Origin of the sequence: Shinella granuli, from assembly GCF_004341885.1 — a bacterium.
GTDB lineage: Bacteria > Pseudomonadota > Alphaproteobacteria > Rhizobiales > Rhizobiaceae > Shinella > Shinella granuli.
The window spans coordinates 255,075-267,108 of the sequence record NZ_SLVX01000003.1 but is presented as its reverse complement, the minus strand read 5'-3'; the positions used below and the strand labels follow the sequence as shown (position 1 = coordinate 267,108).

The following is a 12,034-nucleotide window of genomic DNA, read 5'->3' as shown; positions in this document are numbered from 1 at the left end:
ATCGCGCGCCTACTGGAAACGGGCGATGGAGAAGGGGGCAAGCGCGCTTTCACCCTCACCGGCCAGAAGTTGGGCGACATGGCGGCCGGTCGTTGCGGAAAGCGTGAGGCCGAGATGGCCGTGGCCGAAGGCAAAGGCGATGCGCGGATCGCCCGGATGCAGGCTGATGACGGGCAGCGAATCCGGGGTGGAGGGGCGCCGCCCCATCCATTCGGTGCCGCCTTCTTCCGGAAGGTCCGGCACGTAGCGGCGCATCTTCCTGCGCATGGCGGCGGCGCGCCTGTAGTTGGCGGGCGCGTCGGGCGAGGCGAGCTCCACCGCGCCGCCGATACGCAGCGCATTCTCGAAGGGCGTCGCCACGAAGCCGTGCTCGGAGAAGAAGACCGGCATTTCGAGCGTCGTCGACGGGTTCATGAAGGTGGTGTTGTAGCCGCGCTCGGTTTCAAGCAGCACCTTCAGGCCGAGATCGGCGACGAAGCGGCGCGACCAGACGCCCGCGGTGATCGCAAGGCGATCGAAGGTGAAGGTCCGGCCGCCCTCCGTCGTCACGCTGATGCCGCTCTCCGCCCGGGCGACCCGCGACACGGTGGCGTCGAGCAGTGCCGCGCGGTCGCGCAGCAGCGCCTGCAGGCGGCGCAGGAAGGTCAACGGATATTCGAAGGTCTTGTAGCCGTCGTTGAAGATGGCGCCGGCAAAAGGTCCCGAGAGGGCCGGCACGCGACGGCGGGCTTCTTCCACGTCCAGCGCCTCAACGTTGCAGCCGATCAGCCGGGCATTCTCCGCCTCGTGCGCGAACACCTTGTCGCGGGCCGCGGCGCTGTCGAAGACCGTCAGCGCGCCGGTGTCGCGCATATGGCCGGAGAGGCCGGCCATCGCGCCGAGGCGCACATGATCGGCTTCCGCCGTCTTCATGAGGAAAAGCAGGGCTTTGCGGCTTTCTGCGGCCGTGCCGGCGCGGGCCGAAAGGAGGAAGCGGATGAGCCAGGGGGTGAGCGCCGGCAGATCCTGCCAGCGCAGGGTCAGCGGCCCCAGCGGATCGAGCAGCCATTTCGGCACGGAGAGCAGCATGTCCAGCCGGGCGAGCGGATCGATTTCCGGCACGGCCAGGATGCCCGCATTGCCGACCGAGGCCGGCAGGCCGCCGGCGTCCCGCTCCAGGATGGTGACGCTGTGGCCCTGTTCCAGGAGATTGAGCGCTGTGGCGCAGCCCATGAGGCCGCCGCCGACGATACCAATATGCGCCATGCCGTCCCGTTGCGTGTTGTTTTCGTTCGTTGCGCCGTCCCTCGCGAAGCAGGAACGGCAGGTTGCGGCGGACGATAGACGGAAAGCGCACGGCTGTCGACCGAGCGGCAGCCGTGCCGGATCAGGCCCGCTCGCCGGCCTCCTGCGCCGGTTTGCGGCTCTGCAGCACCTGCCGCAGGAAGGCGAGCACGAAGAGGACGGTCATCAGGAGCACGATGCTCGGGGCGGGGGCGCTGTCGATGAGGAAGCTCAGCCAGATGCCGAAGAAGGTGGCGCCGAGGGCAACCGCGACGGCGACCATGAGCATGCTCGGGAAGCGCCGCGTGAGGAGGGCGGCAATGGCGCCCGGCGCCACCAGCATGGCGATGGCGAGGATGATGCCGACCGCCTTCAGCGCGCCGACCACGACGAGCGACAGCACGGCGAGCAGGCCGTAATGCAGCAGTTTCACCGGCAGACCGATGGCCGAGGCGTGCTGCCGGTCGAAGGCATGCACCAGGAGGTCCTTGCGGAAGAGGAGGATGAAGGCCGTCGAGGCCGCGGCGATCGCGGCCGTCTCCACGAGATCGGCGGCGGCGATGCCGAGCATGTCGCCGAAGAGGATGTGGTCGAGATGGATATCCGGCTGGATCTTCACGTAGAGAACGAGGCCGAGCGCGAACATGCCGGAAAAGACGATGCCGAGGATCGTATCCTCCTTCACCCGGCTGTTGTCCTTGAGGTAGCCGGCCGAAAGCGCGCAGAACAGGCCCGCGACGAAGGCGCCGGCGGCGAAGGGCAGGCCCAGGACATAGGCGATGACGACGCCCGGCAGGACAGCATGGGAGACCGCGTCGCCCATCAGCGACCAGCCCTTCAGCACGAGATAACAGGAGAGCAGCGCCATCGGCACCGATATCATCAGCGTCACCAGGAAGGCGTTCTGCATGAAGGCGAGCTGGAAGGGCATGATCGCAAGTTCGAGTGTCTCGTTCATGGCAGCTTCGCCTCCAGGGCTTCGAGCGCCAGGCGACCCCTGCGGCGCGCGGCAAGAAGGCCGTGTTTCGGGGCGAAGAGGAAGGCGGTAAAGAAGATCGCCGTCTGCAGAACGACGATGATGCCGCCCGTCGCCCCATCCAGGAAATAGGAGATATAGGCGCCGACGAGGCTGGTGCCGGCGCCGAGCGCGGCGGCGATCGTGATCAGCCGCTGGAAGCGGTCCGTCAGCAGATAGGCGGTAGCACCCGGCGTTACCACCATGGCGATGACGAGGAAGGCGCCGACCGTCTGCATGGCCGCGACCGTGGAGGCGCTGAGCAGCGTGAAGAACAGGATCTTCAAGCCCGTCGGGTTGAGGCCGATCGAGCGGGCATGGCTCTCATCGAAGAAGGTGACCATCAGGTCCTTCCACTTCAGGAGCAGGATGACGAGCGTGACGACGCCGATGATGGCGAGCTGGATCGTGTCCTCCGGGCTGACGGCGAGGATGTTGCCGAGCACGATGGTCTGGATGTTCACCGGCGTCGGGGCGAGCGAGACCATGAAGAGGCCGAGGCCGAAGAAGGAGGAGAAGATCATGCCGATGATGGCGTCTTCCTTCAATCTGGTCTTCCGGTTGAGGAAGAGCATCGTGGCGGCGGCAAGCCCGCCGGAGAGGAAGGCGCCGGCCGCGAAGGGCAGGCCCAGCATGTAGGCGCCGGCAACGCCGGGCACGATGGAATGGGAGAGCGCGTCGCCGATCAGCGACCAGCCCTTCAGCATGAGATAGGCGGACAGGAAGCCGCAGATACAGCCGACCAGCGCGCTCACCCACATGGCGTTCACCATGTAGCCGTAGCCGAAGGGTTCGAGGAGCGTGTCGATCACGGCGTCTTCTCCGCGTCGCGCTCGCCGTAGATGACGAAGGGGCGCTCGTCGTCGGTGATGACCTTGACGGAGCGCTTGTCCTCGTCGTCGTGCAGGTCGCGGCCGCCGAGGATGAAGTGGCGCAGCACGCCGCCGAAGGCGCGCTCCAGATTGGCTTCGGTGAAGGTCTCGGCCGTCGGGCCGGAGGCGATGACGGTGCCCTTCACGAAGACGGTGCGGTCGCAGAAGTCCGGCACGCTGCCGAGATTGTGGGTGGAGACCAGCATGACGCGGCCCTCGTCGCGCAGTTTGCCGAGCAGGTCGACGATCTGCTCCTCCGTCCTCACGTCGACGCCGGTGAAGGGCTCGTCGAGCAGGATCACCTGGCCCTCCTGCGCGAGCGCGCGAGCGAGGAAGACGCGCTTCCTCTGCCCGCCCGAGAGCTCGCCGATCTGGCGCTTGCGGAAGTCGCTCATGTTCACCCGCGACAGCGCTTGCTCGACCATCTCGTGGTCGTGCTTCGTCGGAATACGCAGCCAGTTCATGTGGCCGTAGCGGCCCATCATGACGACGTCCTCGACGAGCACGGGGAAGGTCCAGTCGACCTCCTCGGCCTGCGGCACATAGGCGACGAGGTTCTTCTTCAGCGCCTCCTTCACGGAAAGGCCGAGGATGGTCACCTTGCCGGCGGCGACCGGCACGAAGCCCATGATCGCCTTGAAGAGCGTGGACTTGCCGGCGCCGTTGACGCCGACGAGCGCGGTGATCGTGCCCTTCGGCACGGAGAAGCTGGCATGCGTCAGCGCCGTGTGGCCGTTGCGGTAGGTGACGGTCACGTCCTCGGCGAGAATGCCGTCCACCTTCTTCGGCCTGCCGCCCATCATCATTGTGAAAGACCCTTCACGATGGTCTCCGACGTGACGCGCAGGAGGTCGAGATAGGTCGGCACGGGGCCGTCCGCCTCGCTCAGCGAGTCGACATAGAGCACGCCGCCATAGGCCGCGCCGGTCTCCGCGGCCACCTGCCTTGCCGGGTCGTCTGAAACGGTGCTTTCAGAGAAGACGACGTGGATATTGTGTTCGCGCACCGCGTCGATCACGGCCTTCACCTGCTTGGGCGTGCCTTGCTGGTCGGCGTTGATCGGCCAGAGGAAGAGTTCCTTGAGGCCGAAATCGCGGGTGAGGTAGCTGAAGGCGCCCTCGCTGGTGACGAGCCAGCGTTTTTCCTCGGGCAATGCATCGATCTTCGTCTTCATCTCGGCGCCGAGTGCGGTGATCTTCTCGCTGTAGGCCTTGGCGTTCGCGTCATAGGTCGCGGCATTGGCGGGGTCGAGCGCGACCAGCGCCTTGCGGATGTTCTCGACATAGATGAGCGCGTTGGCCGGCGACATCCAGGCATGCGGGTTCGGCTTGCCCTCATAGGGGCCCTGCACGATGCTCATCGGCTCGATGCCCTCGCTGACGGTGACGTTCGGCACATCGCCGAGATTGGCGAGGAACTTCTCGAACCAGAGTTCGAGGTTCAGCCCGTTCCACAGCACCAGCTTGGCGTCCTGCGCCTTCAGGATATCGCGCGGGGTCGGCTGGTAGTTGTGGATCTCCGCGCCCGGCTTGGTGATGGATTCCACCACGGCGGCATCGCCCGCCACATTCGCCGCGATGTCGGCGATGATGGTGAAGCTCGTGACGACCTTCGGTTTTTCCTGTGCAAGAGCGGGGCCTGCCATCAGAAGCGGCAGGCTGAGAAGAAGGGTATGGAACGAACGGCGGAGCATCGGCTCTCCTGATCTGCTTTTGCGAATGAGTTGCATTAAACTATAGGGCTGTTTTCGCCCCTGTCAACGCAATTGCAAATCATTCGCAAAAACGTCCCGGAATCGGACGCCCGGGTTTAAAACTTCCGAAACGCCCGGCCTGTAGAGTGCGGGCAGTTCGCGTGCTCTCGGCGCGTTCGTGTTCCTGCGTTTCAAGAGAAGTCCACCGCCCGTGAAGTTCCTTCCGACCTCTTTCCGCTTGTCCCGGAAGCTTCTGATCATCGTCACCGGCGTCGTCGTGCTGACGGGTGCGTCGGGGGCTGCCGCGATTTTCGTCGGGCGCGATGCTTTGCTCGGGCCACCGGCGGAACAGGTGTCGGGCGCTGCCTGTACAACGGTGTCCACCGTCCGCCTCGATCGCAACGGCCAACAGTGGTTGCGCAAATATGTGCGCTCGGACGCCAAGGACGGGGATGTGCGCATCAAGACGGCGCTGCGTGTCGCCGGTGCCGTATCCAACCACGAGGAGGCCGATCTCTACCAGGTCATCCTGCTCGATGCCGCCGGACCCGTGAACCGGGCCGACATGCGCGGCCGCGCCATCGGCGCCGAGGTGCTTTTCGCACGCAACCCGTCAGCCATCCCCGGAATGGCGGCACCGTTCGTCGCGCGCTACACGACCGGCCAGCCGGCGGGCAACGGCGAATTCTACGGCGAGCGCAAGGAGCTTTCGCTGGACGAGATCAAGACCATCGTGACCGCGATGAAGGAGCGGGCGGATTGTATCGATCCGCATGCCGTCGAGGAAGCGGGTGGCCATCGCGAGGCGAAGGCCGAAGGTGGCCACGGCGAAGCGTCAGCCGAAGACGGGTCGCACGAGGTCGCCGCCAGCGAGCATTGACGGGTAGAGGAGGGAATGCCCCTCATCCCGCTGCCGCGACCTTCTCCCCGTAAACGGGGAGAAGGGGATAGGACCCGCTCGTTTCCTCAACCAATATCCGTTCGTGGGGCATGTCCCCTCTCCCCGCTTGCGGGGAGAGGGTTAGGGTGAGGGGCAAGAGCCAAGGACGAAATCAGACAAGAGGTGGCCGGCATCAGCCGCCTCAGCTCTCAGTCCGCCTTTGCCCGGCGGGCCGGGAAGAGGATGACGTCGCGGATCGACGAGGCGTTGGTGAGCAGCATGATCAGGCGGTCGACACCGATGCCGAGGCCGCCAGCGGGCGGCATGCCCTGGTCGATAGCATCCAGGAATTCGTCGTCGAGCTGCTTGTCCTTCTCGCCGCGGGCATGGGCCTGTTCGAGCTGCTCGACCATGCGGGCGCGCTGTTCTTCCGGATCGTTCAGCTCGGAGAAGGCGTTGCCGAGTTCCCAGGTGTTGCAATAGGTCTCGAAACGCTCGACGAGGCGCGGTTCACCCGGCACTTCCTTGGCGAAGGGCGAGATGTCCTTCGGGAAGTGCGTGACGTGCGAGGGCTGGATCAGCGTCGGCTCGACCTTCTCCTCGAAGACGAAGGCAAGGCATTCGCCCCAGGTCCAGTCCTTCTCGACTTCGAAGCCGGCGGCCCTGGCAGCGGCGCGCGCTTCCTCGTCCGTCTTGATCGCGAGGAAGTCGATGCCGGTCGCTTCCTTCACGGCGTCGGGCATCGGCACGCGCTTGAACGGGCCCTTGAAGGAGAGTTGCTTGTCGCCGTAGGAAAATTCGGTCGAGCCGTGGATCTTGACCGCGAGCTCGGCGAAGAGGCGTTCCACGAGGTCCATGATGTCCTCGTAGTCGGCATAAGCCCAGTAGCACTCCATCATGGTGAATTCGGGATTGTGCCGGGTGGACACGCCCTCATTGCGGAAGTTGCGGTTGATCTCGAACACCTTGTCGGTCAAGCCCGAAACCAGCGTGCGCTTCAGGAACAGTTCCGGCGCGATGCGCAGGTACATGTCGAGCTTCAGCGTGTTGTGGTGCGTCTTGAAGGGCTCGGCCGTCGCGCCGCCATAGACGGAATGCAGCATGGGCGTCTCCACTTCCATGAAGCCGTCGTTCTCCATGAAGCGGCGGATGCCGGAGACGATCTTCGAGCGCTGCTGGAAGCGGAGCTTGGATTCCTCGTTGGTCATGATGTCGAGGTGGCGCTTGCGGTAGCGGATCTCGATGTCCGCCACGCCATGCCACTTTTCCGGCATCGGCAGCAGGGTCTTCGTCAGCATGACGATTTGCTGTGCGTTGATCGTCAGCTCGCCGCGCTTGGTGCGGCGCACGACGCCCGTCACGCCGATGATGTCGCCGAGATCGATCATCGGCAGCAGCGCGCGGGCTTCTTCGGGCGTCGTGTCCTTGTGCGAAAAGATCTGGATCTTTCCCGAGGCGTCATGGATGTCCATGAACATGCCGGAATTGCGCGAGGAATAGACGCGGCCGGCGACCGTCACCACGTCGCCGCTCTCGGTATCGGGCGCCAGGTCCTCGTATTTTTCCGCAAGTTCGGCATTCGTCATCGTCCGGTGGAAATGCGCCGGGTAGACGTCGCCGATCGTCTGGCGAAGCTGGTCGAGCTTCTGGCGGCGGACTTCCGTCGGGTCGGAGGAAAGGGCGGTTTCTGTCTTCTCGTTCATTCTTCTTGTTCCTTACTTTCCACTGCCGACCATCGAGGCAACCACCTGCGCGGCCACTTTGAGGCGCTGGCGCACGACGGAGCGGCCGAGGATGGCCATCGAATCGAAGAGCGGCAGCGAGCGCGACGAGCCGGAGACGGCGACGAAGAGCGGGGCGACGACGACCTTCAGCTTCTTGCCGAGCTTGTCGGCGCTGGCGCGCAGCTCCGCCTCGATGCTCTCCACGGTCCATTCCGGCATCTTTTCGAGATCGGGCTGGACCTGATTGAGGACTGCGAGGATTTCTTCCGGCGTGGATTTCACCTTGGCGAAGGCCTCCGGCGTCAGGCCGAGGTCGGATTTCAGCAGGAAGCCGGCAAGGTCCGGCAGTTCGCCGAGCTTGGAAATGCGCGACTGCGAGAGCTTCAGCCCCTGGCGGACGCGGTCGTTCTCCATCGCCCAGGAAAGCACGCGCTGGACGAATTCCTCTTCTGAAAGCTGCTCGCGCAGCCAGCGGCCGTTCAGCCAGTCGAGCTTCTGGATGTCGAAGATCGCGCCGGCCTTGGACAGGTTCTCCGGATCGAACTTTTCGGCGAGCTGATCCATGGTCAGCAGTTCCTCGCCCTCGGCGATCTGGATGAAGAACAGGCCGAGGAAGTTCATCAGCGCTTCCGGCAGGTAGCCGAGCGCGGAGTAATAGGAGATCGAGGTCGGGTTCTTGCGTTTCGAGAGCTTCGACTTGTCGTGGTTGCGCATCAGCGACAGGTGCATGAAGACCGGCGGCTCCAGGCCGAGATACTGGTAGATGAGGATGTGCTTCGGCACCGAAGCGAGCCATTCCTCGCCGCGCGCGACATGCGTGATCTTCATCAGGTGGTCATCGACGACGTTCGCCATATGGTAGGTCGGCATGCCGTCGGCCTTGAGCAGGACCTGCATGTCGACGGCATCCCACGGGATTTCGACCGGGCCGTAAACGCCGTCGACGAACTTGCAGGAGCCTTCGGTCGGGATCTTCATGCGCACGACATGCGGCTCGCCCGCCTCGACGCGCGTCTTCACTTCCTCGGCGGAGAGATGGAGACACAGGCCGTCATATTTCGGCGGCTTGCCGGCGGCGCGCTGCGCCTCGCGCATCTCCGCCAGCCGCTCGGGCGTGCAGAAACACTTGAAGCCGTGGCCGTTCGCGACGATCTTGTCGACGAAGGGACGGTAGATGTCCTTGCGGTCGGACTGGCGATAGGGGCCGTAGGGGCCGCCGATGTCGGGGCCTTCCGACCATTCGAGGCCGCACCATTTCAGCGCGTCCAGCACCTTCTGCTCGAATTCCGGCGTCGAGCGCGTGGCGTCCGTATCCTCGATGCGCAGGATGAAGGTGCCGTTGTTCTTCTTGGCGAAGAGATAGTTGAACAGCGCGATATAGGCGGTGCCGACATGCGGCTCACCGGTCGGGGAGGGTGCGATGCGGACGCGAACGCCGGAGGCGGTTGCGGAAGTGCTCATGGTTTGGCCCGTCTTGACATGGTTCTACGCCCCCGGGCCGGCGGTTCCGGCGGCGAAGGCGTCACTTTAGGGAGGGAGAGCCCGGTTTTGCGCCGGACAGGCGGCGGGGAAAGGCTTTCCGTTGGGCTGCGTGAGACCATATTCAGCCCGGCGCGTCAAGAAAAAGTCAGCCGCGCCTATTGCACCGGCCAGACGTAGAGCAAGGCCGGTACGCTGACGAGAACGATGAGGAAGGACAAGGGCAGGCCGACCCGCGGATAATCGGCGAATTTGTAGCCCCCCGGCCCCATGACCAGCGTGTTGCACTGGTGGCCGACGGGGGTGAGGAAATCGCAGCCCGCGCCGATCGCTACCGCCATCAGGAAGGCCTCCGGCCGATAGCCGAGCGCGCCGGCGAAACTCGCGGCGATCGGCGCCATGACCAGCACCGTCGCGGCATTGTTGAGGAAGGGCGTGACGGCCATGGCGGTCAAAAGGATGAGGGCGAGGGCGCCGAAGGGCGGCAGGTGCACGGCGACATCGCCCAGCCAGCCGGCGATGAGCTCGCTGGCGCCCGTCGTGCGCAGGCTGTCGGAGACGGGGATGAGGCAGGCGAGCATGATGAGGATCGGCCCATCGAGCGCGGCATAGGCTTCGCGCAGCGGCACGGCGCGCAAGAGCACCATGGCGACGGCGGCGGCGAAGAAGCCGGTCGCCACCGGCACGAGGCCGATGGCGGTGGAGGCCATGGCGGCGATCAGCACCAGCACGGGGATGATCGCCCGGCGGGGCGCGCCGAGCAGGATCTCGCGCTGGGCGAGGGGAAGCAGGCCAAGTTCCGGCAGGAGCGTCGGCAGGGTGCGGTTGTTGCCCTGCAGCACGACCATGTCGCCAGGACGCAGCCGCACCGCGGAGAGCTTTTCCCGCAGCCGTTCGCCCTGCCGGCTGACGGCGAGCAGGTTGATGCCGTAGGAATGAAACAGTGCGATGCTGCGCGCCGAAATGTCGATGAGCCGGGAATCGTTGCCGACGACGGCCTCGATGGCGCTGATCTCGCCTTCCTCGCCGCGCCCGGCGCGGATCGGCTTGCCGGACAGCATGAGGCCGGCGGCGGAGACGACCTTGTCGAGCGCTCTCGCCGTGCCCTCCATCAGGATCGTGTCGCCCGCGGCAAGGCGCACATCGGGCAGCGGGGAGAGATGGACATGGCCGCGGATGATGGCGGTGGCGATCACCTCGCCGTCGCCATGTTTCAGCACGTCGTTCAGCAACCTGCCGACCGAGGGCGAACCTTCCTCCACCGTCGCGTCGGAGGAATAGGCGGCCGCCTCCAGCGATTCCTCTATGCTGGCATTGCTGTTCGTGCGTTCCGGCACGATGCGGTTGAAGAACAGCATGAAGAGGATGCCGCAGACCGCCAGCGTGGCGCCGACGGGCGTGAAGTCGAACATGGTGAAGCTCTCGCCGGTGATCTCCTGGCGCAGCCGCGAGACGACGATGTTCGGCGAGGTGCCGATCTGCGTCATCAGGCCGCCGAGCAGCGCGGCGAAGGCCATGGGCATCAGGAATTTCGAGGCGGGCGTGCCGGATTTCCGGGCGAACTGGAAGGCGAGCGGCATCATGATGGCAAGCGCGCCGATGTTCTTGATGAACGCCGAGAGCACCGCGACGGAGACGAGCAGCAGCGCGAGCTGCGCGCGGCCGGAGGTGAGGTTCGGGAAGAAGCGCTTGACCGCGAGATTGACGATGCCTGAGCGGGCGACGGCCGCGCTGACCATCAATGCGCTGCCGACGATGATGACGATGTCGTCGCTGAAACCGGAAAAGGCCCTGTCGAAGGGCACGATGCCGAGCGCGAGCGCCAGGAGCAGCGAGCAACAGGCAACGAGGTCGTAGCGAAACCGTCCCCAGATGAACGCCGCCATCATGAGCGTGATGACGACGAAGGCGAAGGTCTGCTCAAGGGTCATATTTCGGTCCGTGCGGCGGGACGATGCTCGACATGAATTCCGTACGGGCCTTCCCGGTTCCTGCAAGACGCGCAAGCCGGTCACAAACTTTTGCGGAACAATCCATTTGCCGGGCGGTTTGCCAAGAGAAGGCGGACCGTGTCAACCGGACGCGACGGGGATGGAGAACACGGGCGTTTTTCCGGTTTCTTCCCGTGGCCAACGAAACGGCAGTCGAGCTCCCCACCTGTCCGGTCCGTCTTCAGCACCTTTCCAAACGGGAACCGGCGGGATGAAGGTCCCGCCGGTTTCTTCGTGCCAGGAACATTCCCGCTTTTCTTCGAATCGCGAAAACGCTCTGTCTGTTTGTTTTTAAGCAATTCCGGGCGCAAAACCGCTTCGCACTTTTTGCTGGAATTGCTCTAGTGGCCCGAGGCCCTGCTCCTTTGCCGCGCCCGGCGGGAGAACATGTTGAGCACCTCGACAAGGGCCGAGAAGGCCATCGCAGCGTAGACGTAGCCCTTTGGCACATGGAAGCCCATGCCTTCGGCGATCAGTGTCGTGCCGATCATCAGGAGGAAGGCGAGCGCCAGCATGACGATCGTCGGGTTCTTCTCGATGAAGTTGGCGAGCGGCGTGGCCGCAAGCAGCATGACCGTGACGGCGACGAGGACGGCGACCACCATGATCGGCAGGTGCGGCGTCATGCCGACGGCGGTGATGATGCTGTCGATGGAGAAGACGAGGTCAAGCAGCAGGATCTGGCCGATCGCCGCCGTGAACGTCGTCGAGGCCGCGCCGCCCATCATGTCTTCCTTGTGGTCGATGGGGTCGACATTGTGGTGGATTTCCTTCGTCGCCTTCCAGACGAGGAAGAGACCGCCGGCGATCAGGATCATGTCCTTCCAGGAGAAGCCATGGCCGAAGGCCTCGAAGACCGGAGTGGTGAGCTGGACGATCCAGGCAATGGTGCCGAGCAGCGCAAGGCGCATGATGAGCGCGAGGCCGATGCCGATACGGCGGGCCCTTTCGCGATGCTCGGGGGGCAGCTTGTTCGTCAGGATCGAGATGAAGATAAGGTTGTCGATGCCGAGAACGACCTCCATCACGACGAGCGTGACGAGGGCTACCCACGCGGCCGGGTCTTGCATGAGCGCAAGAATGCTGTCCATCCGGTCTTCCTCTCCAAGATACGGGT

At 64.7% G+C, this 12,034-nt stretch carries 10 protein-coding genes; 1 reads left to right on the top strand and 9 read right to left on the bottom strand.

What is annotated here, in order from left to right:
• Positions 1-9: 9 nt before the first annotated feature.
• From EV665_RS07400 to EV665_RS07380, 5 genes are all read right to left on the bottom strand, one after another.
• Positions 10-1,245: an NAD(P)/FAD-dependent oxidoreductase gene (locus EV665_RS07400; protein ID WP_133033592.1), complete on the bottom strand. Its 1,236-nt coding sequence runs from the start codon at positions 1,243-1,245 to the stop codon at positions 10-12.
• A 121-nt stretch (positions 1,246-1,366) separates the two neighbouring features.
• Positions 1,367-2,221 carry a metal ABC transporter permease gene (locus tag EV665_RS07395; protein WP_133033591.1) on the bottom strand — a complete coding sequence of 285 codons (855 nt, stop codon included), beginning with the start codon at positions 2,219-2,221 and terminating at the stop codon, positions 1,367-1,369.
• Complete coding sequence (locus tag EV665_RS07390) at positions 2,218-3,090, bottom strand: metal ABC transporter permease (RefSeq protein ID WP_281048228.1); 873 nt, start codon at positions 3,088-3,090, stop codon at positions 2,218-2,220. Before EV665_RS07390 ends, EV665_RS07395 begins: the two co-directional genes overlap by 4 nt.
• Positions 3,087-3,956: a manganese/iron ABC transporter ATP-binding protein gene (locus EV665_RS07385; protein WP_281048227.1), complete on the bottom strand. Its 870-nt coding sequence runs from the start codon at positions 3,954-3,956 to the stop codon at positions 3,087-3,089. The genes EV665_RS07390 and EV665_RS07385 overlap by 4 nt, the downstream gene beginning before the upstream one ends.
• Complete coding sequence (locus tag EV665_RS07380; RefSeq protein WP_133033590.1) at positions 3,953-4,843, bottom strand: metal ABC transporter substrate-binding protein; 891 nt, start codon at positions 4,841-4,843, stop codon at positions 3,953-3,955. The genes EV665_RS07385 and EV665_RS07380 overlap by 4 nt, the downstream gene beginning before the upstream one ends.
• A 238-nt stretch (positions 4,844-5,081) precedes the next feature.
• On the opposite strand from EV665_RS07380, the gene EV665_RS07375 reads away from it, so the two are divergent.
• Entirely contained in the window at positions 5,082-5,723 is a 642-nt protein-coding gene (locus EV665_RS07375) for a hypothetical protein (protein ID WP_133033589.1), read from the top strand.
• 209 nt (positions 5,724-5,932) lie between these two features.
• Here EV665_RS07375 and lysS read toward each other — a convergent pair whose 3' ends face one another.
• The 4 genes from lysS to EV665_RS07350 all read right to left on the bottom strand — a co-directional run bounded on the left by lysS (position 5,933) and on the right by EV665_RS07350 (position 12,008).
• Positions 5,933-7,426, bottom strand: coding sequence for a lysine--tRNA ligase (gene lysS, locus EV665_RS07365; RefSeq protein ID WP_064331258.1), 1,494 nt, complete (start codon positions 7,424-7,426; stop codon positions 5,933-5,935).
• 12 nt (positions 7,427-7,438) lie between these two features.
• Positions 7,439-8,908, bottom strand: coding sequence for a glutamate--tRNA ligase (gene gltX, locus EV665_RS07360; protein ID WP_133033588.1), 1,470 nt, complete (start codon positions 8,906-8,908; stop codon positions 7,439-7,441).
• 176 nt (positions 8,909-9,084) lie between these two features.
• On the bottom strand, positions 9,085-10,857 hold the full coding sequence (locus tag EV665_RS07355) for an SLC13 family permease (protein WP_064331256.1): 1,773 nt from the start codon (positions 10,855-10,857) through the stop codon (positions 9,085-9,087).
• A gap of 401 nt (positions 10,858-11,258) precedes the next feature.
• Positions 11,259-12,008: a TerC family protein gene (locus EV665_RS07350; RefSeq protein ID WP_133033587.1), complete on the bottom strand. Its 750-nt coding sequence runs from the start codon at positions 12,006-12,008 to the stop codon at positions 11,259-11,261.
• Positions 12,009-12,034: the final 26 nt, after the last annotated feature.